The organism is Micromonospora endolithica (genome assembly GCF_003626595.1).
Taxonomy (GTDB): domain Bacteria; phylum Actinomycetota; class Actinomycetes; order Mycobacteriales; family Micromonosporaceae; genus Micromonospora; species Micromonospora endolithica.
Genome location: NZ_RBAK01000002.1, coordinates 186,202 through 211,761 on the forward strand (window position 1 = coordinate 186,202; position 25,560 = coordinate 211,761).

20 protein-coding genes are annotated in these 25,560 nt (G+C 74.4%); 5 read left to right on the plus strand and 15 right to left on the minus strand.

The features are described from left to right. Window positions 1-166 precede the first annotated feature (166 nt). From D7223_RS06775 to D7223_RS06785, 3 genes are all read right to left on the minus strand, one after another. Window positions 167-814 (minus strand): hypothetical protein, encoded by a 648-nt coding sequence (locus D7223_RS06775; RefSeq protein WP_120726161.1) that lies wholly within the window; start codon window positions 812-814, stop codon window positions 167-169. A gap of 252 nt (window positions 815-1,066) precedes the next feature. Beyond that, window positions 1,067-1,765, minus strand: coding sequence for a UdgX family uracil-DNA binding protein (locus D7223_RS06780; protein WP_120726163.1), 699 nt, complete (start codon window positions 1,763-1,765; stop codon window positions 1,067-1,069). A 235-nt stretch (window positions 1,766-2,000) separates the two neighbouring features. After that, window positions 2,001-3,341 carry an aminotransferase class I/II-fold pyridoxal phosphate-dependent enzyme gene (locus D7223_RS06785; RefSeq protein WP_120726165.1) on the minus strand — a complete coding sequence of 447 codons (1,341 nt, stop codon included), beginning with the start codon at window positions 3,339-3,341 and terminating at the stop codon, window positions 2,001-2,003. A 38-nt stretch (window positions 3,342-3,379) separates the two neighbouring features. On the opposite strand from D7223_RS06785, the gene D7223_RS06790 reads away from it, so the two are divergent. Together D7223_RS06790 and leuE are read left to right on the plus strand one after the other, a co-directional pair. Further along, complete coding sequence (locus tag D7223_RS06790; RefSeq protein WP_120726167.1) at window positions 3,380-4,624, plus strand: bifunctional pyridoxamine 5'-phosphate oxidase family protein/GNAT family N-acetyltransferase; 1,245 nt, start codon at window positions 3,380-3,382, stop codon at window positions 4,622-4,624. Beyond that, on the plus strand, window positions 4,621-5,289 hold the full coding sequence (gene leuE, locus D7223_RS06795; RefSeq protein ID WP_120726169.1) for a leucine efflux protein LeuE: 669 nt from the start codon (window positions 4,621-4,623) through the stop codon (window positions 5,287-5,289). Before D7223_RS06790 ends, leuE begins: the two co-directional genes overlap by 4 nt. Window positions 5,290-5,436: 147 nt before the next feature. Here leuE and D7223_RS06800 read toward each other — a convergent pair whose 3' ends face one another. From D7223_RS06800 to D7223_RS06850, 11 genes are all read right to left on the minus strand, one after another. Next, window positions 5,437-6,366: a sporulation protein gene (locus D7223_RS06800; protein WP_120726171.1), complete on the minus strand. Its 930-nt coding sequence runs from the start codon at window positions 6,364-6,366 to the stop codon at window positions 5,437-5,439. A 226-nt stretch (window positions 6,367-6,592) separates the two neighbouring features. Continuing rightward, window positions 6,593-7,657: a hemolysin family protein gene (locus tag D7223_RS06805; protein WP_120726173.1), complete on the minus strand. Its 1,065-nt coding sequence runs from the start codon at window positions 7,655-7,657 to the stop codon at window positions 6,593-6,595. Further along, a complete protein-coding gene (locus D7223_RS06810) occupies window positions 7,654-9,018 on the minus strand; it encodes a hemolysin family protein (protein ID WP_120726175.1) in 1,365 nt (454 codons plus the stop codon). The genes D7223_RS06805 and D7223_RS06810 overlap by 4 nt, the downstream gene beginning before the upstream one ends. Window positions 9,019-9,223: 205 nt before the next feature. Next, window positions 9,224-10,792, minus strand: coding sequence for a M20/M25/M40 family metallo-hydrolase (locus tag D7223_RS06815; protein WP_120726177.1), 1,569 nt, complete (start codon window positions 10,790-10,792; stop codon window positions 9,224-9,226). 278 nt (window positions 10,793-11,070) lie between these two features. Next, window positions 11,071-11,397, minus strand: coding sequence for a monovalent cation/H(+) antiporter subunit G (gene mnhG, locus D7223_RS06820; protein ID WP_120726179.1), 327 nt, complete (start codon window positions 11,395-11,397; stop codon window positions 11,071-11,073). Continuing rightward, window positions 11,397-11,660, minus strand: coding sequence for an MrpF/PhaF family protein (locus tag D7223_RS06825; protein WP_120726181.1), 264 nt, complete (start codon window positions 11,658-11,660; stop codon window positions 11,397-11,399). The genes mnhG and D7223_RS06825 overlap by 1 nt, the downstream gene beginning before the upstream one ends. After that, window positions 11,657-12,256: a Na+/H+ antiporter subunit E gene (locus D7223_RS06830; RefSeq protein WP_186832253.1), complete on the minus strand. Its 600-nt coding sequence runs from the start codon at window positions 12,254-12,256 to the stop codon at window positions 11,657-11,659. Before D7223_RS06830 ends, D7223_RS06825 begins: the two co-directional genes overlap by 4 nt. Further along, the gene (locus D7223_RS06835; protein WP_120726183.1) at window positions 12,253-13,758 is read right to left on the minus strand and encodes a Na+/H+ antiporter subunit D; all 1,506 of its coding nucleotides are present in this window, start codon (window positions 13,756-13,758) and stop codon (window positions 12,253-12,255) included. Before D7223_RS06835 ends, D7223_RS06830 begins: the two co-directional genes overlap by 4 nt. Window positions 13,759-13,771: 13 nt before the next feature. Further along, window positions 13,772-14,248, minus strand: a complete 477-nt coding sequence (locus tag D7223_RS06840) for a Na(+)/H(+) antiporter subunit C (RefSeq protein WP_120726185.1) — start codon at window positions 14,246-14,248, stop codon at window positions 13,772-13,774. Next, window positions 14,245-17,082, minus strand: a complete 2,838-nt coding sequence (locus tag D7223_RS06845) for a Na+/H+ antiporter subunit A (protein WP_120726187.1) — start codon at window positions 17,080-17,082, stop codon at window positions 14,245-14,247. The genes D7223_RS06840 and D7223_RS06845 overlap by 4 nt, the downstream gene beginning before the upstream one ends. 961 nt (window positions 17,083-18,043) lie before the next feature. Then, window positions 18,044-18,427, minus strand: a complete 384-nt coding sequence (locus tag D7223_RS06850; RefSeq protein ID WP_120726189.1) for a hypothetical protein — start codon at window positions 18,425-18,427, stop codon at window positions 18,044-18,046. A gap of 167 nt (window positions 18,428-18,594) precedes the next feature. Here D7223_RS06850 and D7223_RS06855 point away from each other — a divergent pair, with 167 nt between their 5' ends. Together D7223_RS06855 and D7223_RS06860 are read left to right on the plus strand one after the other, a co-directional pair. Beyond that, window positions 18,595-23,358, plus strand: coding sequence for an Lhr family helicase (locus D7223_RS06855; protein WP_120726191.1), 4,764 nt, complete (start codon window positions 18,595-18,597; stop codon window positions 23,356-23,358). A 123-nt stretch (window positions 23,359-23,481) separates the two neighbouring features. Next, a complete protein-coding gene (locus D7223_RS06860; RefSeq protein ID WP_120726192.1) occupies window positions 23,482-24,339 on the plus strand; it encodes an alpha/beta fold hydrolase in 858 nt (285 codons plus the stop codon). 65 nt (window positions 24,340-24,404) lie between these two features. Here D7223_RS06860 and D7223_RS06865 read toward each other — a convergent pair whose 3' ends face one another. Further along, complete coding sequence (locus D7223_RS06865) at window positions 24,405-24,953, minus strand: hypothetical protein (RefSeq protein WP_120726193.1); 549 nt, start codon at window positions 24,951-24,953, stop codon at window positions 24,405-24,407. Between the two features lie 111 nt (window positions 24,954-25,064). On the opposite strand from D7223_RS06865, the gene D7223_RS06870 reads away from it, so the two are divergent. After that, complete coding sequence (locus D7223_RS06870; RefSeq protein WP_120726194.1) at window positions 25,065-25,556, plus strand: GNAT family N-acetyltransferase; 492 nt, start codon at window positions 25,065-25,067, stop codon at window positions 25,554-25,556. The last annotated feature ends 4 nt before the right edge of the window (window positions 25,557-25,560 follow it).

Here is a 25,560-nt window from a genome sequence, read left to right on the forward strand (position 1 = left end):
GCCGGCAAGTGTGGCACCGCTCACGCCCCCTGCCCAGGGCCACCGTCCGGTGCCCGAGCCGGTCGATCCGGGCCAGGGTCACCGCGCACCATCCGGCCGGCGACAGCGCCACCGGGTACGCAGCGCGCGCTCGTCGTCGTACCGCCGGCTCGCGGGCCCGGTCCGTTCACCGGCCATCGCCGCCCACCTCGGCCTTCGTCTCGAACGTCGCACCGGTCGACGTGGCGTCACCGGTCGCCGCCGCTTCCTCGGGCTCTCGCGATGCGGTGGCGTCCCGGCCTGGCGATGCGACGGCGTCACCGCTCGGCGACACGGCGGTCTCCTGGCCCGGGCGACGGTCGGCCCGGCGGGCGCGGGCCAGCGACCGGCCGGCGACCGCCAGCACCACGGCCAGCACGACGCCGAACCCGACGGCGGTGGCGAACCAGTCGATGCCGGAGGCGAGCACCGCCAGGCCGCCGAAGAGCGGGACCCCGATCACGATGCCGGTCCAGGCGCCCCGCCGCGCGGTCCGCACCTGCTCGGCCAGGTCGGCCGACTCCGCGCCCCGCCCGGCGTGCCCGGCCTCTCCCGACCCCGCCGCTCCCCTGCTCCGGGCCGCCCGCCGCCGCTCCATCAGGTGCGTCAGTGGCGCGAACAGCCCCCACACCGCGCCCCACGTGCCGGCCCGGACGACGACCAGGCTCAGCGGCTCGTCCGATCGTTCGTACAGCTTGACCGGGAACCAGAGCAGGGTGGCCAGCAACGCGCAGGCCACGTAGACCCCGGGCGGGCCGAGCCGGATCGGGAAGAGATCACGCAGGGACCGTGCCATGCGCCCGCGTTACCCGCCCCGCTCTCCGCCCACTCCTGTTCGGACCGTCCCGAGATCCCGGTCCACGGGTTGTGGATGCAGGCCGAAGATCCGCGCAACTTCGGGGAAGATGTCCCCTCGTTCACGCCGAAGGCAGCAACTTCCCCGAAACTGCCACCCGTCGCCGAGCGGGCCCCGGGTCGTGACGGGCGCCGGTCGCCCGTTGGGGATGGCGTCGGGTCGCTGCCCCGGTCCGGGGTCCCGCGGGAACGGTCAGGCGAGAGCGCGGGCGGCCAGCGTCAGGTCGGCGACCAGCCCGTCGTACGCCGTGTCCTGGTCGTCGGCGCGCAGCACCGCGGACGGGTGGATGGTGGCCAGCAGGCGGGCCGGCGGTGCGTCGGCGGCCCGGCCGGCGCTGTCCACCGGCACCTCCCGGAAGTCCTCGGGGTGCTGGGCGGACGCCGGCCAGGGCAGCAGCTCGCCGCGCTGCCGGGTGACCCGGAAGGTCGGGCCGAGCAGCGCCTTCGCCGCGGTCGCCCCGAGCACCACCACGATCTCCGGGCGGAGCCGGGCGAACTCGGCGACCAGCCACGGGCGGCAGGCGACGATGTGCACCCGGTCCGGCGTCTGGTGGATCCGCCGCTTGCCGCGCAGCTCGAAGCGGAAGTGCTTGACGGCGTTGGTCAGGTAGATCTGTCCGGGGTCCAGGCCGGCGTCGTCGACCGCCTTGCGCAGCAGCCGACCCGCCGGACCGACGAAGGGCAGCCCCTTCTGGTCCTCCATGTCACCGGGCTGCTCCCCCACGAACACCACCCGGGCGCTCTCGTCGCCCCGGCCGAAGACGGTCTGCGAGGCGTCCCGGTACAGCTCGCAGCCCCGGCAGCCGGCCGCCGCCTCGCGCAACTCGGCGGTGGTGTCAGCCTGGGGCGGGATGAACTCCTGGGCACCGGGGGCGGTGTCGGTTTCGGCCATGACGACCGTTCTACCCCGTCCGCCCGCGCTCACGCCGACCCGCCACGCCCGTCGACCCGCCAGGCCCGTCGACCCGCCAGGCTCACCGACCCGCCACGCCCGTCGACCCGCCACGCCCGTCGACCCGCCCGGCCCGACCGGGGCCGCACGGACCCGCCAGAACCGCCGGGCCCGACCGGGGCCGCGCACGCCGGCCCCGACAGGCCAAACCGGGGGCCGTCAGACCCGGTCGGGGTCAGGCCGAGAAGCCGGTGGCGGCTCCCGGGCGTACGGCACGGGCGACCGCGTCGGCCAGCGGCGCCAGGTCGGCGTCGTCGAGCGTGCTGACGGTGAGCCGGACCGCCGGCTCCGCCCCGATCCGGTAGAGCGCACCCGGTGCCACCGCCCACCCGACGTCACGCAACGCGGTGACCACACGGGTCTCGTCGGGCACCGGCAGCCAGACGTTGATGCCGCTGCGACCGCGTGCCGGCACGCCCCGAGCGGCCAGCTCGGCGAGCAGGCCGGCGCGTCGCCGCTCATAGCTCCCCCCCGCGCGGCCCACCAGGTCGGTCACCCCGGGATCCGACCAGAGGGCCAGGACCAGCCGCTGCAACACCGTCGACACCCAGCCCGCGCCGACCCGCAGCCGGCCGGCCACCCGGGCCACCGTCGCCTCGTCGCCGGCCAGCACCGCGAGCCGCAGATCGGGCCCGAACGGCTTGCTCACCGACCGCACGAAGGCCCACGCCGGGGTCACCCCGGCGAGCGGACGCAACCGTACGCGGGCCAGCTCGGCGGCGTGGTCGTCCTCAATGACCAGCAGGTCCTTCCGCCCGGCGAGCAGTCCCCGCAGCCGATCGGCCCGTTCGGCGGACACCGCCGCACCGGTCGGGTTCTGCGCCCGGCTGGTGACCACCAGCGCCCGCGCCCCGAGAGCGAGCGCCGCCTCGACCCCGGCCACGGTGGGACCGTCGTCGTCCACCGGCACGCCGATCGGTCGCAGCCCGAGCGCGGCGACCAGGTCGAGCAGGTTGGCCCAGCCCGGATCCTCCACGGCGACCGCGTCACCGGGCCGCAGGTGCGCGGCGAGCAACCGCTCGATGCCGTCCAGCGCCCCGCCGGTGACGGTCAGCTCGTCGGCCGGCACACCGTCGGCGGACAGCCGTGCCCGGGCGGTCTCGGCGAGGGCGGGCAGGAGGGTGCTGTCGGCGTATCCCCTCGGGGGACCGATCCGCGCGGCCAGCGCGGCCAGGTGCGGACCCAGCGGTGGCAGCAGCCGGGGGTCGGGCTGGCCGAGGGACAGGTCCCGGACGCCCGGCGCGGACGGCGGCAACAGTGCCGACCGGCGGGCCGCCACCGGCGGACGCGGCCGGACCCGGGTGCCGTGCCGGCCGGCGGTGACGACCAGGCCGCGTTGGCGCAGCTCCTGGTAGGCGCGGGCGACGGTGGCCGGGCTGACGGCGAGGTCGGCGGCGAGGACCCGGACCGCCGGCAGGGCGGCTCCGGCGGCAAGGGCTCCGGTGCGGATGCCCGATTCGACGCTGGCCGAAATCGCGGCCGACGTCGCTCCGGTGATCTGATAATGTGCTGCCACAGTTTCAGTATTGTACTAGAACAAAGACGGGATGTCGCATGTACCCTCCGACCCCCCGGACCACCGCCACCCGCTCCCGCGACCGGATGAGCTACGACGCGGCGGCGGCCCACGCCGTCCTCGACGAGGCCTACCACTGCGTGCTCGCCTTCACCGTCGACGGCGAGCCGCGGGCGCTGCCCACCCTGCACGTCCGCGTCGGCGACACGCTCTACGTGCACGGTTCCACCGGCAGCCGGCCGCTGCTGGCCGCCCGGGGCACCGGCCTGCCGGTCTGCGTGGCGGTCACCCTGCTCGACGGCCTCGTCTACGGCCGCTCGCAGTTCCACCACAGCGCCAACTACCGGTCGGTGGTCGCGCACGGCACCGCACACCTGGTCACCGACGACCGGGAGAAGACGGCCGTGCTGACCGCGCTGGTGGAGAAGACCGGCGCCGGCCGCAGCGCGGAGAGCCGCCCGCCGAGCCGGCGCGAGCTGGCCGAGACCGCCGTGCTGGCGCTGCCCCTGCGCGAGGTCTCGGTCCGGTCCCGCACCGGCGGCGTACGCGACGAGCCGACCGACCTCGACCTGCCGCACTGGGCCGGCGTGGTGCCCCTGCGCCTCACCGCCGGCCTGCCCGAGCCGGACGCCGGAGTGGCCACCCCGGTTCCGGGTTATCTGCGACCGGCCCGTTCGCCCTGGCTGGAACCGGCTGTCCGGCACGGCGAGCACGTGCTGCTGGAGCCGCTGGACCTCGCCCACGCCGAGGAACTCCACACCGCCACCGACGATCCGGAGGTCTGGCGTCACCTCGGCGGGCCGCAGCCGGTAGACGCCGCCGAGATGAGGGAGGCGGTGGCGGCCTCGCTCGCCGCCGCGCGCTCCGGCGAGCGGGTGCCCTGGGTGCAGCGCTGCGCGGTGACCGGCGCGGTGGTCGGCAGCACGTCCTTCTACGAGGTCGATCCCGAGCGGCGCTCGGTCGCCATCGGCTACACCTGGCTGGGCCGGCCCTGGTGGCGCACCGGCATCAACACCGAGGCGAAGCTGCTGCTGCTCACCCGGGCCTTCGACGAGCTGGGTGCGGTCCGCGTGGTCTGGCACACCGACATCCGCAACGAGCGCTCGCAGCGGGCCATCGCACGCCTGGGGGCCACCCGGGAGGGGGTGCTGCGGATGCACCGGCAGCGGGCGGACGGCTCCTGGCGGGACACCGTGCAGTACGCGATGACCGTCGACGAGTGGCCGAACGCACAGGCCAGGCTGCGGGAAAGGCTTCGCTCCGCGGCCCCCGTGGCGTCATGATGACCGGCGTGCTGGGCATCACCGACATCTGGACCTATGTGCTGGGCACCGTGGCGATCATCCTGTTGCCCGGGCCCAACTCGCTCTTCGTGCTCTCCACCGCCGCACGGCGGGGCGTGGCGACCGGCTACCGGGCCGCGGCCGGCGTCTTCGTCGGTGACTGGGTGCTGATGATCCTGTCCGCCGCCGGGGTGGCGTCGTTGCTCCAGGCGTACCCGCCGCTCTTCCTGGTGATCAAGTACGCGGGCGCCGCGTACCTGGGCTGGGTCGGGCTGACCATGCTCCGCGGGGCCTGGCGGCGCTGGCGGACCCGACACGACCCGAACACCCCGCGGCTCATCGACGCCGCCGAGCCGGCGGCGATGCGCAGCCCGTTCCGCAAGGCCCTGGTGATCAGCCTGCTCAACCCGAAGGCGATCCTGTTCTTCATCTCGTTCTTCATCCAGTTCGTCGACCCGGGTTACGCCTGGCCGGCGCTGTCGTTCCTGCTACTCGGGCTGATCGCGCAGGTCACCAGCGCGCTCTACCTGACCGTGTTGATCTTCGCGGGCACGTTCCTGGCGGCCCAGTTCCGCCAGCGCCGCCGCCTCGCCGCCGGTGCCACCACCGGGGTCGCCGCCCTGTTCCTCGGCTTCAGCGTCAAACTGGCCACCGCCAGCGTCTGACCCCATCCACCCGCGCCCCCGCGCCGCGCCGCGCCGGGCCAACACGCGACCGCCGCGCCCACGCCTGCCTTTTCACCGGCCGTCAGGGCTCACCGCATCGGCGGTCGGGGGCCGGCGGCAGCCGGTTTCGGCGATGGCGGCCGTGATTCAGGTGCCGTCGCCGCCGCCACCCCCACCGCCGATACCGGCACCGCCAGCGGTGCCACCGAGGCCGTAGCCGGGCGCGACCGGTCGGTCGGGGTGCCGGCTGACGTGCGCCGACTCGCTGATGGTGGCGGACCAGTCGGCGTGGGCGGCCGCGGCGGCGTGCCGGTTGATCGCCATGCGCAGCCAGCCGTCGACGGTCGCCACCCAGTCCCGTCGGTCGGCGTCCGCGTGCCAGATCCGGAACCGGCTGATGCTCTGGTGGGTGATCCCGGCCAGGGCCAGCCGACGGTCCATCCAGAGGATCACCTCCAGTCCCGCCGGGTCAGCCACGAAGATCGTCTCCATCTCGGTGATCGGCCCGGCGTACAGCGGCGCCACCCAGAAACCCAACCGCTGGTGTACGGGCAGGGCCTGCTCCACCCCTGGCAGCCGGCTGTCCACCAGACCGGCCTGGCGCATGCTGAAGCCGAGGGTGTCCAGCGCGGTGAGGATGTGCGCCTGGGTGGGCAGCGGATGGACGAAGACCGGCACCATCGCACCCTGGTCGAGCGCGGGGTCGATCGCCACCTCGGTCCGCAGCCCGGTCCGCAGGCTGAGCAGCGGCACCCCGCCGAAGATGGTCACCGGGGTCTCCCAGGGCAGCGGGAACTCGAACGGGATCGTCCGGCCCTGCCGAGCCGGCAGCACGAAGCCGCCGGCCACCCGTACCTGGTGGAACTGCACCAGACGACGCGGCGCCTCCGGATCGTCCGGCTCGGCGGTGGCGACCAGGCCGAGCCGGATGTGCCGGACCGGCACCTCGACGGACCCGGCGGTGAGCGTGATCCGTCCGGGCAGGCGCAACCCCGGGCGGGTACTCGGGTTGGCCAGCGCGGTACGCACGGTCAGGCCGGTCCGGCCCGACTCCGGTGACACGCCGGTGAGCCGCACGGCACCCCCTCCGTGGCGATCCGACGCCGCCGACCGGCTGCCCAGCGGCTCGCGTCGACGCCGCCCCGGGGTTACCCCGTCAACACCGCCACAATCGCGTCACCCCTCCGCGCCGTCCACCCGAGAGTGATCGACCAAACCGGCCGGACTGGACCGGAACAGGCCGGGACCGGACCCCGGACTGGGACCGGACGGGGGCGCGGGGCCCGGTTCCCAGGGCGTCGGATCAGCGCAGGCGGCGGCCCCTCGGTACGGGATCCGTCTCGTCGTCGAACTCACCGATGACCTCCTCGAGCAGGTCCTCCAGTGCGACGAACCCGATCGGCCGGGCCGGGCCGCCGCCGTTGCGGACCAGCGCCAACTGCGACTGGCGGGCCCGCATCGCGGCGACCGCCTCGCTGACGGTGGCCGCCGCCGGGAGCGTGAAGGCGCTCGTCATCAGGTCGCCGGCGGTGGCCTCGGGCCGGGTCGCGGTGGCCCGCACCGCCTCGCGTACGTGGACGAGGCCGCAGACGTCTCCGGCGGCGTCCAGCACCGCCAGGCGGGAACGTCCGCTGTCCCGGCTGACCTGCTCCACCCGGGCCGCGTCGTCGTCGCGGCGTACCGTCACCATCTCGCGGAACGGCTCCATCACCTGGGCGACGGTGGTGCCCTGCAACTCCAGCATGCTGGTCAGCAGCCGGTGCTGCTCGATGCCGAGGGTCCCGTGTTCGCGGGACTGCTCCAGCAGGATGCGCAACTCGTCCGGGCCGTGCACCTGGGCGAGCTGGTCCTGCGGGTTGACCTTGACCAGTCGCAGGATGCCGTTGGCCAGCGCGTTGAGGGCGGACAGCACCGGACGGGCCAGCCAGGCGAACGCCCGGAACGGCAGCGCCAGCAGCATCGCCGAGCGCTCCGGGTCGGTGATCGCCCAGGACTTCGGGGCCATCTCGCCGACCACCAGGTGCAGGAACGTCACCAGGCTCAGGGCGAACACCAGCGCGATCACGTGACTCGCCGCGTCCGGCAGCCCCACCGCGTGCAGCAGCGGGCTGAGCAGGTGCTCGATCGCCGGTTCGGCGAGCGCGCCGAGGCCCAGGGTGCACAGCGTGATGCCGAGCTGCGCGCCGGCCAGCATCAGGGAGAGTTCCCGGACCCCGTCCAGGGCCGCCTTCGCCGCCCGGCCACCGCCGGACGCCGCCTGTTCCAGCCGGTAGCGCTTGCTGGCGATCAGGGCGAACTCGGCCGCCACGAAGAATCCGTTGAGGGCGAGCAGGACCACCGAGGTGAGCAGTGCGATGCCCGGGCTCATGCCGTGTCCTCCGTACCGTTGTCCGCGCCGACCCCGGCGAGCCGGAGCCGGACCGAGTCCGCGACGTGTCGGTCGACCGCGAGCACCTCGACCAGGGCCCGGGAGCCGGCGGGCACGTCCTCCCCGTCGACCGGCAGGGTGATCTCCAGCCGGTCGCCGACCTCGGGCACCCGGCCCAGCTCGCGCATCACCAGCCCGGAGAGCGTGTCGTACTCCGGCGCCTCGGGCAGCGCGATGCCGGTGCTGTCGGCGACCTCGTCGATCCGCCAGCGGGCCGGCACCACCCAGGAGCCGTCGTCCTGCCGGATCGGGGACCGCTCCGGCGGGTCGTCCTCGTCCCGGATCGGGCCGACCAGCTCCTCGGCGATGTCCTCGAGCGTGATGACGCCGGCGAAACCGCCGTACTCGTCGACCACGCAGGCGAGCTGCCGGTGCCCGGACCGCAGCCGGTCCAGCACCGTGGGCAGCGGCAGCGTCTCGGGCACCAGCAACGGGGGCCCGGCGACCGCGCTCACCGGCGTGGTCGCGCGCCGCTCCAGGGGTACGCCGAGCACGTCGGCGATGCCGACCACGCCGACCACGTCGTCGACGCCCTCGGCGCCGCGCACCGGGAAGCGGGAGCGGCCGGTGTCGAGCAGCTCGACGACCCGGCTGACCGGCTCGTGCGCGCGTACGGTGTGCACGTCGACGCGGGGCACCATGGCCTCCCCGGCGGTCAGCTCCCGGAAGTCGAGCCCCCGGTCCAGCAGGGTGGACATCTCGGCGGTGAGGTGGCCCTCCTCCCGGGACTCGGCGATGATCTGTTCCAGGTCCTTCGGGGTGGCGCCGCTGGGCAGCTCCTCGATCGGCTCGATGCCGACCCGCCGGAGCAGCCGCACGGCGGCACGGTCGAAGAGCGTGATGATGGGGCCGGCCACCCGCAGGTAGATGAGGGTGGAGCGGCTCAACGCCCGGGCCAGCGGCACGGCACGGGCGATGGCCAGGTTCTTCGGCGCCAGCTCGCCGAGGACCATCTGCACCACGGTGGCGATGAGCAGGGCGAGCACCACCGACAGCGGCAGGCTGAGCCCGGTGGAGACACCGGCCACGCCGAGCAGTTCGGCCAGGCCGGCACCGAGGTAGGGCTCGGCGACGTATCCGACGAGCAGTGCCGTGACGGTGATGCCGAGCTGGGCACCGGACAGCATGAAGGAGAGCCGGCCGGTGACTTCGAGGGCCCGGGCGGCGGCCTTGTCGCCGTCGTCGGCGAGTTGCCGGAGCTTGCCGCGGTCCACCGCGACGTAGCCGAACTCCTGGGCCACGAAGTAGCCGGTGGCGGCGGTGAGGACGGTGATGAGGAGAAGACCGAGGACGATCAACACGGGTCGCTCAGGGCTCCCGGGGTCGTCGGTGTCGTGGTGAGCCGGGTCGAACCCGGCTTGCTACTGCTGCCCTCCTGGGCAGACGAGTCGATCATCCCGCCATTTTATCGGTCCTCGCTGTGTGCCCGCTGAAGGAGTAAGGAAGGGCCCCTTCTTATCGTCTCCGGTAGAGGAAGGGACCCTTCCTAACACTCGGACGCGACGCTCAGCTCTGGGCGATCTTGACGTCGTCGACCGCCGCCTCGACCAGGCTGGCGCCGCTGGCGTCGGCGGCGTCCACGACGATGCGTACCGTCTGCCCCCGGAGGGCCGATATGTCCGCACTGACGGTCTGCCAGGCCGCCGCCCGGTTCGTCGCCGCCCCGGTGGCGTTCACCGCCGTGACGGTGGAGCTGCCGACCACCCGTACCCGCAGGTAGTCCGCGCTGCTGGAGTTGTTGAGGTGGGCGAGGTACCAGGACAGCGAGAGGTTCAGCGTCCCGGTCGACGGAAGCGTGATCGCCGGGGACTGGATCGTGCTGACCCCGCCGTCGAGGTCGTACGCTCCGGCGCCGCTGCCGGCCAGCGGCCCGGTCACCAGGTCGAAGCTGCCGCTGACGGTGGTGCCGAGCTGGGTGGCGACCCCGGAGCTGGTGGCCGCGGGGTCGCCGCGCTCCCACCGGCCGAGGGTGGCGGTGTCGGTGCCGGCCGGGTTGGCGGTCCAGCCGGTGGCGGTCTCGAAGGTGTCGCTGTAGACCGTGGTGCCCGGCGGGGTGCCGGCGCCGGCGAGCGTCCACACCGTGTACGCGATCGCGTCGGCGTTGCGATCCAGTGCGGTGTCGTTGATGTTGGCGGTGGTGTCGCAGGAGCGGTGGTAGCAGCGGTCGAACGCCTGGCCGGCGGTCCCGCCCCAGAGCGACGCCTGGGTGCTGCTCTTGGTGCCCTCGGCGCCGGTGAACGTGCCGCCGGCGGGGATGCCCACGTTGATGAACGGCCCGTAGTCGCTGCGGCCGTCGAAGTCGGTGCCCCGGGTCGGCACCCCGATCGAGGTGAAGTACGCCTGGATGGTCTGCTCGATCTGGGCGGAGCCGGCCGGGCCGGGGCCGGAGCCGACCCCGTCGGAGTTGTCGCCGTCGTACACGAAGTAGCCCGCGTTGGGCGAGCCGACCATGTCGAAGTTCAGGTACTGCTTGATCTTCGAGCGCTCGGTCGTGGGCAGGTTGTTCACGTAGTACTGCGAGCCGCGCAGGCCCAGTTCCTCGGCACCCCACCAGCCGAACCGCAGGTGCTTGGCGGGGGTGAAGCCGCTGCGCGCGACGGCGAGCGCCACCTCCAGGATGGCCGCCGAGCCGGAGCCGTTGTCGTTGATGCCCGGTCCGGAGCTGACGCTGTCCAGGTGGGCCCCGCTCATCACCACCGCGTTCGGATCACCGCCGGGCCAGTCGGCGATCAGGTTGTAGCCGGTGGCGCCGTTGTACGTGAACGACTGCACGGTCGTGGTGAAGCCGGCCGCGTCCAGTTGGCCCTTCACGTAGTTGACCGACGCCAGGTAACCCGGCCGGCCGTGGGCCCGGTTGCCGCCGTTGGCGGTGGCGATGGACTGGAACTGGCTCAGGTGCGCCTTGACGTTCGCCAGCGGGATGTCGGGCGCGGCGAGGGCCGCCGGCGCGACGGCGGGCGCCGCGACGCGGTCCGCCGTGGTGGGGGCGGCGGCGGCCGAGGTGGCGGTCAGGGCCGTGACGGCCACCGCGGCCAGCGCGGCCAGCCAGGCGGGGCGGGGGGTACGGGCTCTCATGGGTCCTCCGGGTGCGGGCGGGGTCCCGGTCGCGCCGGTCGGGCGGCGACCGCGGTGACGTCCGTTGATCGACGTACGTCACTGCGAAGGGTGCAGCGGGAGCCCACCGCGGGCAAGACGCAAGACGGCAGAATCTCCGCACCCTTCGAAATGCGACGCACCGCCCGGAGGCACGGCGGGCGTCAGCCCGGAGGCACGGCGAGCGTCAGCCCGGAGGCACGGTGTTAACAAGGGGCCCTTCCTCTACCGGAGGCGTTAGGAAGGGGCCCCTCCTTTCCCTACTGCAGTTCGTCGACGTCGAGCAGGGCGCGGTCGACGCGGCCGGAACGGTAGGCGGCCCGGCCGATCATCTGGGCCGCGACCGGGGCGGTGGCCAGTTGGAAGACCGCGACCAGCCCCACCATGGCCAGGTCGGCGGACGTCCGCAGGCGCAGGGCCACGCCCGCGACCAGGAGCAGCACCCCGAGCGTCTGCGGCTTGGTGGCGGCGTGCATCCGGCTCAGCGTGTCCGGGAAGCGCAGCACGCCGATGCCGGCGACCAGGCTGAGCAGCGCCCCGGCCACCAGGCAGCAGCCGCCGAGCCAGTCGGCGAGGGTGGCGAGCATCAGGACCCGTCCCGGGCGGCGAAGCGGACCAGGGCCACCGAGCCGATGAAGCCGAGCAGTGAGAGCACCACCAGGACGGGCAGCGTGGTGGCGTGCCGGTTCACGGCGGCCTCGGCGCCCACCGCGCCGACCATGGTGGCGAGCAGCATGTCCGCCGCCACCACCCGGTCCAGCAGGGACGGCCCCCGGTAGAGCCGGGCCAGCGCGAGCAGCGCGGTCAGCGAGAACAGGACGGTCAGGACGACGGCGAGAACGGCGGTCACGGTGGGGTTCCCTTCTCCACGGCAGCGGCCTCGACGAGGCGTACCTCGGCGGCGGTGCCGATCGCGCGGACGATCCGCCGCTCCACGGCGAGGATGCGGTCGCGGCCGGCGGTCAGGTCGGACGGACCGTGCACGTCGAGCACGTGCACGTAGAGCACGCCGGCTTCCCGGTCCACGTCGATGATCAACGTGCCGGGCACCAGCGACACCACCTCGGCGGTCAGCGCCAGGTTCAGGTCGGTACGCACCCGCAGCCGCACGGCGAGGATCGCCGACCGCGGCAGGTAGCCGGGCCGCACGGCGATCCGGGACACGTGGACGCTGGCGGTGATCAGCTCGCCGGCGAACCGGAGCAGGAACACCAGCAGCGCCCGGGGCCGGAGCCGTCCGCCGAAGGTGACCGGCGGCAGCGGGAAGAACAGCAGCACCGCCCCGGCGACCAAAGCCCCGGCCAGCAGGTTGCCCCAGGTGAACTCGCCCCACAGCAGGTTCCACAGCAGCACCAGCCAGCCGAAGGCGACAAGTCGGTCCCGCCACCGGCCGGCCGGACCGGGTGCCCCGGTCTCGGTGGTCGCGGTCGTGCCGTCCCGGCTCACGGCGTCAGCCAGGGCAGGACGGAGCGCACGTACGGGCGGCGGTCGCGCAGGTCGGCGGCGGCGTCCCCGGTCACGTCGAACAGCGGCCCGGCCACCACGGTCAACGCCAGGCCGAGCACCACCAGGGCGACCGTCGCGCCGACCATCAGCGCGGGCAGGCGCACCACCGGCTCGGCGGTGGCCAGCCGGGGCGCCCGCCAGAAGGCGATGTTCCACACCCGGGAGGCCACGTAGAGGGTGAGCAGGCTGGTCAGCGTCCCGGCCGCGACGAGCGCCCCGGGCAGCGGCCCGCCGGCCGCGACGCCGGCCTGGAGCAGGCCGAGCTTGCCGAGGAACCCGGAGAACGGCGGGACCCCGGCGAGATTCATGGCCGGTACGAAGAACAGCACACCGAGCAACGGCGCGACCCGGGCCAGCCCGCCGAGACGGCGCAGGTCGGTGCTGCCGGCCCGCTCCTCGACCAGGCCGGCGACCAGGAAGAGCGTGGTCTGGATGGTGATGTGGTGCACCACGTAGAAGATCGCGCCGGAGAGGCCGGCCACGGTGCCCAGGGCCACCCCGAAGATCATGTAGCCGATATGGCTGACCAGGGTGAACGAGAAGAGCCGCTTCATGTCGGACTGGGCCACCGCGCCGAGGATGCCGACCACCATGGTCAGCCCGGCGGCGACCAGCAGGATCCGGTCGGCCCGCCCGCCGGGGAACAGCAGCGTCTCGGCCCGGATGATCGCGTACACGCCGACCTTGGTGAGCAGGCCGGCGAAGACGGCGGTGACCGGGGCCGGCGCGGTCGGGTAGCTGTCCGGCAGCCAGGCGGACAGCGGGAAGACCGCCGCCTTGATCGCGAAGGCCAGCAGCAGCATGAGCTGGAGAACCAGGCGTACGTCGGCGGGCAGCGCGTCGAGCCGCTGGGTGAGCTGGGCCATGTTCAGGGTGCCGGTGGCCGCGTACACCAGGCCGACGGCGGTCAGGAACAGCATCGACGACAGGATGCTGACCACCACGTACGTGGAGCCGGTGCGGATCCGCGTCTCGGTGCCGCCGAGGGTGATCAGCACGAAGCTGGCGGCGAGCAGGATCTCGAAGCCGACGAAGAGATTGAACAGGTCGCCGGCCAGGAAGGCGTTGGTCACGCCGGCGGTCAGCACCAGGTACGTCGGGTGGAAAATGGTCAACGGCGCGCTCTCACCGGTCTCGCTCTGCCCCTGGCCGATCGAGTAGAGCAGCACGCAGAGGGTCACCGCCGAGGAGACCACCAGCATCAGTGCGGCCAACTGGTCGGCGACCAGCACGATGCCCACCGGGGTGGGCCACCCGCCGACGTGCACCACCACCGGCCCGTAGCGGTACGCCTGCACCAGCAGGGTCACCGCCACCACCAGGGTGGCGGTGAGGCAGGCGACGCTGACCGTGCGTTGCAGGGCGGGCCACCGGGCCAGCAGCAGGGCGAGCGCGGCGCCCAGCAGTGGCACCACCACCGGCAGCGGCACGAGCGCGTTCATCGCGGGTCCCCGGTCATCGTTCGCCGTCCCCGCGCCGGCGGCGGGCCGGCCCCGGGTCGACCTGCTCCGGGTCGCCGTCCGGGCCCTCGCCGCCCAGGTCGGCGGTGGCCACCTCGTTGCGCGCGGCCTGGCTGCGGACCTGCCGGTCCTCCAGGTCGTCGGGCACCTCGTCGTCGCCGGTGAGGTACCAGGCGCGGTAGCTCACGGCGAGCAGGAACGCGGTCAGCCCGAAGGTGATCACGATGGCGGTGAGCACCATCGCCTGCGGCAGGGCGTCGCTCAGGTCACCGGTCGGCGCGGTGCCGACCACCGGCGCCATGCCGGACCGGCCGCCCAGCAGGATGAGCAGGTTCACCCCGTTGCCGAGCAGGACGACACCGAGCAGGATCCGGGTCAGGCTGCGCTCCAACAGCAGCGTCACCCCGCAGCCGACCAGGACGCCGACCACCACCACGAGCGCCAGGTTGGGCCCCGCACCGGTCGCGCTCACGTGCCCTCCCCGGTCGGGTCGGCGGCGAGTCCCCGGCCGGCGTGGTCGGCCGCCTCGACGTGCCGGTCCACCTCGGCGCCGAGACTGCGCAGGATGTCCAGCACCAGGCCGACCACCACCAGGTACACCCCGACGTCGAAGAAGAGCGACGTGATCACGTAGAAGTCGCCGACCAGCGGCAACCAGACGTCGAGCCTGGCGCTGGACAGCACCGGGGCGCCGGTGGCCAGCGCCACCACCCCGGTGCCCACCGAGATCGCCAGCCCGGCGCCGAGGACCGTGCCCGCGTCGATCGGTGCGGACTCGGCCAGCTCGTACCGCCCGCCGGCGAGGTACCGCACGGCCAGCGCGAGGCTCGCCACCAGACCGCCGGCGAAGCCACCGCCGGGGGCGTTGTGCCCGGAGAAGAGCAGGAACAGCGACAGCACCACCACGGTGTGGAAGAGCAGCCGAACGACCACCTCCAGCACGATCGAGCGGCGGCGCTCGTTCAGCGTCGCCCCGCCCCGCAGCCAGACCGGCTGGTCGGGACGGTTCACCCGGCTCGACGGCTCCGGGCGGCGCGGCCGGGGGCCGGTACGGGAGCGTTGGAAGATGAGGCTGGCCACGCCGGTCGCGGCCACCACCAGCACGGCCAACTCCCCCATCGTGTCCCAGGCGCGGATGTCCACCAGGGTCACGTTGACCACGTTGCGCCCGTACCCCTGGTCGACGGCCAGCTCCGGGAACGCGCCGGAGACCGGCGGCGCCGTCCGGGCGCCGGCCGCGGCCAGGGCCAGGCCGGCGGTGACCGTACCGACGGCGACACCGATGGCCCGACGGACCCAGCGGCTGCGGCGCAGCGGCCGGGCCGAGAACCGCTCCGGCAGCCGCCGCAGCACCAGCACGAACACCGCGATCGTCGCCGTCTCCACCAGGAACTGGGTCAGCGCGAGGTCCGGGGCCCCGTACAGCACGAAAAGCATCGCCGTGCCGTACCCGGTCATGCCGACCAGCAGCATCGCGGTCAACCGCCGCCGGGCACCCACCGCGAGGAACGCCGCGACGGAGACCACCGCCCCCACCACGACCTGCAACGGGGTGTCCCACAGCGCGATCCGCTCCTGCCACGGACGGCTGACCAGCAGCGCGCCACCGGGCAGCACGACGAGGGTCATCAGGATGGTGCCGAGGTACTGCGGCAGCGAGCCCCGCTGGGTGGCACCGGTGACCTCGACCGCGATCCTGTCCAGGCGACTGGTCACCCACTCGTAGCCCTGGTTGCCGGCGACCGGCGCGCGGAGCCGGCCCAGCACCGGGGCCAGCGGCCCGCGCAGCGCGAACAGCGCGGCGCCGCCGGCCACGGCGAGCACCGACAGACCCAACGCGGGCGTGAGGCCGTGCCACACCGCGAGGTGGTCGTGCACCCTACCGAAGACCTGGGCGTACGGGCTGAGCAGGCCGTCCAGGGCACCGGCGGTGAGCCCGGCGGCGAGCCCGGCGACGGCCAGGACGGCCGGTGGGACGAGCATCGCCGGGGCGATCCGGTCGACGTGCGTGGGCGGCACGCCCGGCCGGGTGGCGAACGCTCCCCAGACGAAGCGCGCCGAGTACGCGACGGTCAGAGCAGTGCCCGCCACCAGCGCGGCGAGCACGACCGGCTGGTCGGCGAAGGCGGCGAAGACCGCTTCCTTGGCCACGAAACCGATCAACGGCGGCAGGCCGGCCATCGACGCCGCGGCGAGCACCGCGACACCGGCCAGCACCGGCGTCCGCCGGGCCAACCCGGACAGCTCCCGCAGGTCACGGGTCCCGGTGTCATGGTCGACGATGCCCACGACGAGGAACAGCGCCGCCTTGAACAACGCGTGCGCCAGCAGCATCGCCACGCCGGCCAGCGCGGCGTCCGGGGTGCCCGCCCCGAGCACCACGGTGAGCAGGCCGAGCTGGCTGACCGTCCCGAACGCCAGAAGCAGCTTCAGGTCGGTCTGGCGCAGCGCCGCCCAGCCACCTATCAGCATCGTGGCCAGGCCGGCGACCGTCACCACCGGCCGCCACGGACCCACCGCGGCCAGGACCGGCGCGAGCAGCCCGAGCAGATAGACGCCGGCCTTGACCATGGCGGCGGCGTGCAGGTACGCGCTGACCGGTGTGGGTGCCGCCATCGCCACCGGCAGCCAGGACTGGAACGGCAGGACCGCCGACTTGGACAGCGCCCCGGCCAGGATCAGCAGCACGGCCGTGACCAGGTACGCCCCGCCCGGCAACCGCTCGGTGGTGAGCGTCGACCAGCGGTAGCTGCCGGCCTGCTCGCCGAGCATGATGAACCCCACCAGCATGGCCAGCCCGCCGAGCGTGGTGACGGTCAACGCCTGTGCGGCCGCCCAGCGGCTGGAACGCCGTTCCGTGCTGTGCCCGATCAGCAGGTACGAGAAGATCGTGGTCAGTTCCCAGCACACGTAGAGCAGCAACAGGTTGTCGGCGAGGACCAGACCGAGCATCGCACCGGCGAAGGCCACCAGCACCGCGGCGAAACGCCCCAGGCCGATCGAGTCGGGCGCGAAGTAGCGGGCACTGTAGACCAGCACCAGGGCGCCCACCCCACCGACGAGCAGGGTCATCAACCAGGACAGCGTGGTCATCCGGAACGCCAGGTCGAGGCCGAGCTGCGGGATCCACGGGTACGTCTCGACCAGCGCCCCACCGTCGCGTACCGCCGGGGCGCGGGCCACCGCCCAGCCGCATGCCGCAGCCGGTGCCAGGGCGAGCGGATAGCACCCCCGCGGCCCCCACCACCGGACGAGCAGCGGCGCGACGAGGGCCGCCACGAGGTGGAGGATCAGCAGTACGAGCACCCGCGCTCCCGGTCGACGTGGCAGCGGCGCGCGCCGGAGACCGGGCCGTCCGCGCCGCTTCCGCCCGGCCCGAGCAGACCTGACCGGCCCGACCTGGCCTGACCTGCCTAGCCGGACCGGACTGACCGACCTGACCGGACTGACCGGACTGACCGGGCCGGTTGACCGTTCCCGCCCCGTCGGTCCGGCCTGGCCCGGCGTCAGCGATCCGGTTGGGTAGGCCGGAAGCAACGCGACCGCCGATGGTGACGGCACCTAGAAGCGATCAGACGCCAGATCGCCGCCGCATGGGAGCGTTTTGCGATAATTGACCGTTATCGGAGCAGGAGTCGCCCCAGGGCCCAGGGCCCCAGGGCCGATGCGCCTGCCCTCCATTGAGGACCAACCGGACGCGATGCCGGCGCGCGGGTGCCGGACCGTGCCGCTGTGGGTGCGTCCGTGGTCGCCCCGGGCGCAACAGATGCACCCGGAGTGCGCCCCTGGAGGGTGACGCGCACCGGTTGAGCCGCCTGGACCTGGCCTGGTCCGCCGTTGGGTGCGGATTGACGGGTCGGCAAGCCATGATCGACACGCCTTCCCTGATGTCGGGGCCTCCGACGGGGCGGCGACACCCCGACGTCAGTGATGTCGAGTCGATCTTTACCGACGGGCAAGGGTGTGAGGCAGTCGGCGGATCTTGAGAGGGCCGCCCTTCGAGCGGGATCAGCCCCGCGCGCCACATCGTCCCGCCCACACCGGCCGCGGACGACAGCGACCAGCCCGGACGACACGGACCGGCCAACCTTGGCAAGGTCATCGACCCTCACCTGGACACCTGTCCGGGAGGGGCACACCGGCGGACCCGGGGACAGACGGCCAGGCAGGTCGGGAGCTGGCGGACCCGGATGGTCCAAGCGGGGAGGGACGGGGGTGGGAACCGCTCCTGCGGAAGGGGGCGACGGGGGTCGCGCTGGTGTCGGGTTCAGCGGACGGTGGCGTCCTCGGGATGCGCCTCCTCGCGGGCCGGACGGTCACGGCCCGCCTCGACCAGCAGGTCCGGACGACCCAGTTGCAGGACGACCCGGTTGACGACCCGCTGCGCGGCTGCCAGCGAGCGCACCGAGAGCAGCCGTCCCCGACTCTCCCGACGGAGGACGAAGAAGTGCACCGCCGCGCGCACCTGGCCGCGGTCGGCGGCGCTGGCCTGGGCGGTGGAGCCGACCAACTCGCGCAGCGCGCGGGCGAGTCGCTCGGCGAGTTCGAGGTCGGCGCCGGTGAGGCCGGTGCGGAGGGCGGCGAGATGACCGTCGACCTTGCGGATGAGCACGTCGGTGCCGGGCTCGGCAATCCGCTTCTCAACCGTCATCCGACCCCTCCACCCGCAACGTTGCGAGTGAAGTTACTTTATGTTGTGCTTCACAAGCAAGCAGTTAAGTAAGACTTAACGCGTTCAACGCCATATCTGTCGCTTAAGAGCCGGACCCGGACAGAAGCACCGTGCCCGAGGGGTGGCTGTCGTACCCACGGGGCAGGATGGTGGGCGTGACGGACGTGATGGCGGGATTCGGTGCGGCCACCCGCGAGTGGTTCACCGCCGCCTTCGCCGCGCCCACCGCGGCGCAGACCGGAGCCTGGCGGTCCGTCGCGGCCGGTCGCCACGCGCTCGTGGTGGCGCCGACCGGTTCCGGGAAGACGCTCGCCGCCTTCCTGTGGTCGCTCGACCGGCTGGCCCGGGAACCTGCCCCGGCCGACGCCCGGCGGCGGTGCCGGGTGCTCTACGTCAGCCCGCTCAAGGCCCTGGCCGTCGACGTCGAGCGCAACCTGCGCACCCCGTTGACCGGCATCCGGCAGGCGGCCACCCGGCTCGGTGTCGCACCACCGGACATCACGGTGGGGATGCGCACCGGCGACACGCCGGCCGACGAACGCCGCGCCTTCGCCCGCACCCCGCCGGACATCCTCATCACCACGCCCGAGTCGCTGTTCCTGCTGCTCACCTCCGCCGCGCGGGACTCGCTGCGCGGCGTCGAGACGGTGATCGTCGACGAGGTGCACGCGGTTGCCGGCACCAAGCGCGGCGCGCATCTCGCGCTCTCCCTGGAACGGCTCGACGAGCTGCTGCCCACCCCCGCGCAGCGGATCGGACTCTCCGCGACGGTCCGGCCGGTCGACACCACCGCGCGATTCCTCGGCGGCGCCCGGCCGGTCGACGTGGTGGCACCACCCACCGCCAAGACGATCGACGTCAGCGTCCAGGTCCCGGTGGAGGACATGACCCGGCTCGACGAGCAGGAGCCGCCGGAGGACGACCTGGGCGGGCTGGCTCCCCGCCGGGCCTCGATCTGGCCGGCCGTCGAGGAGCGGGTGCTCTCGCTGATCCGGGCGCACCGTTCGACGATCGTCTTCACCAACTCACGGCGCTCCGCCGAACGCCTCTGCGCCCGGCTCAACGAACTAGCCGCCGAGGAGATCGACGAGGCGGCCCGGCTCACCGGCACACCGGCGGACCGCGCAGCCGGCACATCGGTCGGCGAGTTCGACGGGGACACGCCGTCGGACGACCTGCCCGGTGACGCGCCGGCCGGTCGGTTGGGCGACGGGCTTCGGGGCGCACCCGGGGAGGGGCCGGACGGGGACGGCCCGGCGCCCGGCCGGCGCGCGGCGCGCGGCGCGGACGCCTGGGGTGGGCCGGTCGGGCCGGCGCGGGCCGGCCGCACGCCCGCCGAGATGATGGCTCAGGCGGGTGGGGCGGCGGGGGCGCCGACGGTGATCGCCCGGGCGCACCACGGCAGCGTCTCCCGGGAGGAGCGCAAGCACATCGAGGAGGCGCTGAAGTCCGGGCAGTTGCCCGCCGTGGTGGCCACCTCCAGCCTGGAGCTGGGCATCGACATGGGCGCCGTCGACCTGGTGGTGCAGATCGAGGCGCCGCCCAGCGTGGCGGCCGGTCTGCAGCGGGTCGGCCGGGCCGGGCACCAGGTGGGCGCGGTGTCCCGGGGCGTGGTCTTCCCCAAGCATCGCGGTGACCTGTTGTCCTGCACGGTGGTGGCCGAGCGGATGGGCGGCGGCGCGATCGAGGAGCTGCACTACCCGCGCAATCCGCTCGACGTGCTGGCCCAGCAGATCGTGGCGATGGTCGCGTTGGAGCCGTGGCCGGTCGGCGATCTGGCGGTGGTGGTCCGGCGGGCGGCACCGTTCGCCGAGCTGCCCGACTCGGCGCTGCACGCGGTGCTGGACATGCTCTCCGGGCGCTACCCGTCGACGGCCTTCGCCGAGCTGCGGCCGCGGCTGGTGTGGGACCGGGCCACCGACACCCTCACCGGCCGGCCCGGCGCGCAGCGGCTGGCGGTGACCAGCGGCGGCACCATCCCCGACCGGGGCCTGTTCGGGGTCTTCCTGGCCGGGGCGGCGCGCGCCGCGCGGGTCGGCGAGCTGGACGAGGAGATGGTCTACGAGTCCCGGGTGGGCGACGTGTTCCTGCTCGGCTCGTCGTCCTGGCGGATCGAGGAGATCACCCCCGACCGGGTGCTGGTCTCCCCCGCCCCGGGCCAGGCGGCGAAGATGCCGTTCTGGAAGGGCGACCAGCTCGGCCGGCCGGTGGAGCTGGGTCGGGCCATCGGCGCGCGGGTCCGCACCCTGCTGCGGCAGAGCGACGACGACGCCGTCGCCGCGTTGCGCGCCGGCGGGCTGGACGACTGGGCCGCCGGCAACCTGATGGCCTATCTGCGGGAGCAGCGGGCCGCCACCCGCTCGCTGCCCGACGACCGCACGGTGGTGGTGGAGCGGTTCCGCGACGAGCTGGGTGACTGGCGGCTCGCCGTGCACAGCGTCCTCGGCGCCCGGGTCAACGGCCCCTGGGCGCTCGCGATCGGTCGCCGGCTGGCCGAGCGGTACGGGGTGGACGCCCAGGTGATGCCGTCCGACGACGGGATCGTGGTGCGGCTGCCGGACACCGCCGACGAGCCTCCGGGCGCCGACGTGGTGGTCTTCGAGCCCGACGAGATCGCCCAGTTGGTGGAGGAGTCCGTCGGCACGTCCGCGCTGTTCGCGGCCCGGTTCCGGGAGTGCGCCGCACGGTCGCTGCTGCTGCCCCGCCGTGACCCGCGCCGCCGCCAGCCGCTGTGGCAGCAACGCCAGCGAGCGGCCCAGCTGCTCGACGTCGCCCGGGAGTACGCCGACTTCCCGGTCACCCTGGAGGCGGCCCGGGAGTGCCTCCAGGACGTCTTCGACCAGCCGGCGCTGGCCGAGCTGATGCGTGACCTGGCATCCCGCAAGGTGCGGCTGGTCGAGGTGGAGAGCGAACGCCCGTCGCCGTTCGCCCGGTCGCTGCTGTTCGGCTACGTCGGCGCGTTCCTCTACGAGGGGGACGCCCCACTGGCCGAGCGCCGCGCCGCCGCCCTCGCCCTGGACTCGGCCCTGCTCGGCGAGTTGCTCGGCCGGGTCGACCTGCGCGAGTTGCTGGACCCGGCGGTGCTCGCCGAGACCGAGCGGCAGCTGCGCTGGCGCACCGAGCAGCGCCGTCCCCGGGACGCCGAGGACGTGGTCGAGCTGCTCCGGGTCGTCGGTGACCTCAGCGCCGACGAGCTGGCCGAGCGGGGCGCCCCGGCCGACTGGCTGACCGGGCTGGAGGCCGCCCGCCGGGTGCTGCGGGTCCGCATCGCCGGCCAGGAACGCTGGGTCGTCGTGGAGGACGCGGCCCGGCTGCGGGACGCCCTCGGGGCGGCGTTGCCGGTCGGCATCGCCGAGGCGTACCTGCAACCGGTGGCCGATCCCCTCGGTGACCTGGTCGCCCGTTACGCGCGTACGCACGGCCCGTTCGCCGCCGCCTCCTGCGCGGCCCGGTTCGGGCTGGGCGTGTTCGTGGTGGAGCAGGCGCTGCGCCGGCTCGGTGCCACCGGCCGGGTCGTCTCCGGCGAGTTCGCCCCGGACACGGTCGGCACCCAGTGGTGCGACGCCGAGGTGCTCCGCCTGCTGCGCCGGCGGTCCCTGGCCGCGCTGCGCCGGGAGATCGAGCCGGTACCGCCCCGGGCGCTGGCCGCGTTCCTGCCCCGCTGGCAGCAGGTCGGCTCCTCGGCGCGCGGGGTGGAGGCTCTCGCCGCGACCGTCGAGCAGTTGCAGGGCGCGGCGGTGCCGGCCTCGGCACTGGAACGCCTGGTACTGACCAGCCGGGTGGCCGACTACTCCCCCGCCCAGCTCGACGAGCTGTGCGCCAGCGGCGAGGTGCTCTGGGCCGGCTCCGGGGCGATCTCCGGCGGGGACGGCTGGGTCACCCTCGCGTACGCCGACGGCGCGCCGCTGCTGCTGCCCCCGCCGGACGACGCGTTGACCCTCACACCGCTGCACGAGGCGGTGCTGGAGGCGCTCGGCGAGGGGCAGGCGCTCTTCTTCCGGTCGCTAGCCGACCGGGTCTCCTCGACCGACGACGCGGCGTTGACCGCCGTCGTCTGGGACCTGGTGTGGGCCGGCCACCTCACCAACGACACCCTCGCCCCACTGCGCGCGGTGCTCGGCGGTGGTGGGGCGCACCGGTCCCGCCCGACCACGCCGCGTACCCGTTACCGCCGGCCCGGTCGGGTGGCCCTGCCCAGCCGCAGCGGCCCGCCGACGGTGGCCGGCCGGTGGTCGCGCCTGCCGGAGCGGGACACCGACCCGACCCGGCGAGCCGCGGCGCTCGCCGACGTGCTGCTGGAACGACACGGGGTGGTGACCCGGGGGGCGGTGATGGCCGAGCAGGTCAGCGGCGGCTTCGCCGCGGTCTACCCGGTGCTGTCCGCCCTGGAGGAGCGCGGCGCGGCCCGCCGGGGCTACTTCGTGGAGGGCCTCGGCGCCGCCCAGTTCGCGGTGCCCGGGGCGGTGGACCGGATCCGGGCCCTCGCCGAGCCCGCCGACGGCGGCCGGGACCGGGGCGGGCCGACCCTGGTGCTCGCCGCGACCGATCCGGCCAACCCGTACGGCGCCGCGCTGCCCTGGCCGGAGCGGGTGGTCGACTCAGGTGACGGTGCCGCGCCGGCCACCGGGCACCGGGCCGGCCGCAAGGCCGGCGCCCTGGTGGTGTTGGTCGCCGGGGACCTGGTGCTCTACGTCGAGCGGGGCGGCCGGACGATCCTGTCCTTCACCGACGACGCCGACGTGCTCGGCGCGGCCGGCAAGGCGCTCGCCGACGCCGTCCACTCCGGAGCGTTGGGCGCGATGTCGGTGGAGCGGGCCGACGGGGAGGCGGTGCACTCGTCACCGCTGCGGGACGCGCTGACCGCCGCCGGTTTCCGGGCCACTCCCCGCGGCCTGCGACTGCGCGGCTGACGGGAGCCAGCCCGGCCGGGAAAGCGATGCGGCCGGGCAAGGCAGCGACCCGGGACGGCCGCGGCCGAGGCGGCGGCCGGAAAAGCGGGTGAAGCTCGCCGCGCGGGCCGCTACGGTCGCGCGATGCCGACCTATCCCGGATCCGACGGAACATCCCTGCACTACGACGACCTCGACCCCGCCGACGGTGGCGCCACGCCGGTGGTCGTCCTCGCCGGCGGCGCGGCGCGGCACCCGGAGTACCTGGGTGATCTGGCCGGGCTCGCCGACCGGCAGCGTCTCGTGGTGCCCCACCTGCGGGGGGTGGGGCGCTCGCCGCTGCCCGACGACGTCGAGGTCGCCTCGTTCTGGCGGCAGGCCGAGGACGTCGACCGCCTCCGGACCCACCTCGGCCTGGACCGGTTGGTCCTGCTCGGCCACTCGGCGGGCACCCGGCTGGCGATCGCCTACGCCGCGCGGTTCCCGGAGCGGGTCGCCGGGCTGGTGCTGGTCACCCCGCCCTCGGCGCACCTGGTGGACGTGCCGTCCGACGCCGACGACATCATCGCCCGGCGGCGCGGCGAGCCGGAGTTCGACGCGGCGCTGGCCGCCCTGTCCGCCGGACCGGAGACGCACGACGACGACGGGCTGCACGAGTGGTGGCTGCGGGTGGGCCCGTTCAGCTACGCCGCCTGGGGCGACCGGGAACGGGCGCACGCACCCGTCGGCCGGATCAGCTACGCGGCCAACCGGGCGTACTTCGGTGTGGATCCCCCGGCCGACCTTCCCGCCCGGCTCGGCGCGGTCACCGCACCCGTGCTGGTCGTCGCCGGAGCCGAGGACGGCAGCACCGGCCTGGCGCCGGTGGTCGCGCTGGCGCACCTCTTCCCGAACGGCACCGTCGCGGTCATCGAGCGGTCCGGCCACTTCCCCTGGGTGGAGCAGCCGGCGGCGTTCCGGCAGGCGGTCGACGCGTTCCTGGCCCCGCTCGCCGGCCGCTGACCCGCCGTCCCCCGCCCGCCACCGGGCGAGGAACGGCGCGGGTCGGGGAGCGGCGCGGGTCGGGGTCAGCGGAGGCCGGTCAGGGCCTTCTCGTAGCGGGCGCGCTCGGCCGCCGGCGTACGGGCCTCCAGGTAGTTGAGCACCACCGGGCCCCGGCGGAACGAACCGCCGCTCCAGGTCTCGGCGATCTCACCGGCGCTGACCTCGTCCGGGAAGACGTAGACGGTGACGCCGTCGGTGGCGATCAGCTCCGAGCAGCCGAGCCCCAGGCCGTCGGGGCCGCAGTCGACCGACCGGTCCCGGACGTTGGAGACCTTCAGGCCGGCCGACTTGAAGGCGGCGACGACCTGCTTGGCGCTGGGCGAGCCCGGCGAACGGGACGGCAGCGCCACGGGCGACGGGCTGGCCGGACGGCGCTCGGTCGTCCCCCCCGCGCTCGGCGCCGGCGCGGCGGCGGGACCCGGATCGGCCGGCGCCGCGGCGGCCGACGTCGGCGCGGCCGACGAGGCGGACCAGGTCGAGCCGGGCCCCTCCTCCGGGTCGTCGCCGCAGGCGGCGGTGAGGGCGGTCGCGAACACGAGCACCGCTACGGCGGGCAGGCTCCGGTAGGTCATTCCTGGCAGTCTGCCCAACCGGGGGCGGCCCCGGCACCGGCCGGTCGGCCAGACCCGGACACACGGCCGTCGACGGTCGCTACCATCCGGCCGGACCAGGGGAGGAGCACGATGACGAGGATCACCGTCCGCAGGGCCGAGGCCGGCGACCGGCAAGCGGTCGACGCGCTGCACCACCGGGAGTGGGGTGGGCCGTACGTCGTCGCCCAGGACGTCCGCCACGACCTGCGTACGCTGCCGACCCTGGTCGCGGTGGACGGTGCCGGCACGGTGGTGGGGGCGTTGACGTACCACTGCGCGGGCGACGGCCTGGAGGTGGTCGCCATCGTGGCGGCGGAGTCCGGCGGCGGCGCGGGCACCGCGCTGCTGGACGCCGCGGCGGACCTCGCGCGGGCCGACGGCCGGGCCCGGCTGTGGCTGGTCACGAGCAACGACAACCTCCGGGCGCTGCGGTTCTACCAGCGGCGTGGGCTGCGCCTGGTGGGGGTGGACGTCGGGGCGGTGGACCGGGCCCGGCGGCTCAAGCCGAGCATCCCCGAGGTGGGCCAGCACGGGATCCCACTGCACGACGAGCTGATCCTCCAGCGACACCTGGCGGACTAGCGTG

Bases quoted from the DNA above. Each gene is read 5' to 3' on its own strand.
- D7223_RS06790 (WP_120726167.1), top strand. From the start codon at position 3,380: ATGTACCCTCCGACCCCCCGGACCACCGCCACCCGCTCCCGCGACCGG.
- D7223_RS06775 (WP_120726161.1), bottom strand. From the start codon at position 814: ATGGCACGGTCCCTGCGTGATCTCTTCCCGATCCGGCTCGGCCCGCCC.
- D7223_RS06780 (WP_120726163.1), bottom strand. From the start codon at position 1,765: ATGGCCGAAACCGACACCGCCCCCGGTGCCCAGGAGTTCATCCCGCCC.
- D7223_RS06850 (WP_120726189.1), bottom strand. From the start codon at position 18,427: ATGACGGTTGAGAAGCGGATTGCCGAGCCCGGCACCGACGTGCTCATC.
- D7223_RS06870 (WP_120726194.1), top strand. From the start codon at position 25,065: ATGACGAGGATCACCGTCCGCAGGGCCGAGGCCGGCGACCGGCAAGCG.
- D7223_RS06815 (WP_120726177.1), bottom strand. From the start codon at position 10,792: ATGAGAGCCCGTACCCCCCGCCCCGCCTGGCTGGCCGCGCTGGCCGCG.
- D7223_RS06865 (WP_120726193.1), bottom strand. From the start codon at position 24,953: ATGACCTACCGGAGCCTGCCCGCCGTAGCGGTGCTCGTGTTCGCGACC.
- D7223_RS06860 (WP_120726192.1), top strand. From the start codon at position 23,482: ATGCCGACCTATCCCGGATCCGACGGAACATCCCTGCACTACGACGAC.
- D7223_RS06805 (WP_120726173.1), bottom strand. From the start codon at position 7,657: ATGAGCCCGGGCATCGCACTGCTCACCTCGGTGGTCCTGCTCGCCCTC.
- leuE (WP_120726169.1), top strand. From the start codon at position 4,621: ATGATGACCGGCGTGCTGGGCATCACCGACATCTGGACCTATGTGCTG.
- D7223_RS06855 (WP_120726191.1), top strand. From the start codon at position 18,595: ATGGTGGGCGTGACGGACGTGATGGCGGGATTCGGTGCGGCCACCCGC.
- D7223_RS06835 (WP_120726183.1), bottom strand. From the start codon at position 13,758: ATGAACGCGCTCGTGCCGCTGCCGGTGGTGGTGCCACTGCTGGGCGCC.
- mnhG (WP_120726179.1), bottom strand. From the start codon at position 11,397: ATGCTCGCCACCCTCGCCGACTGGCTCGGCGGCTGCTGCCTGGTGGCC.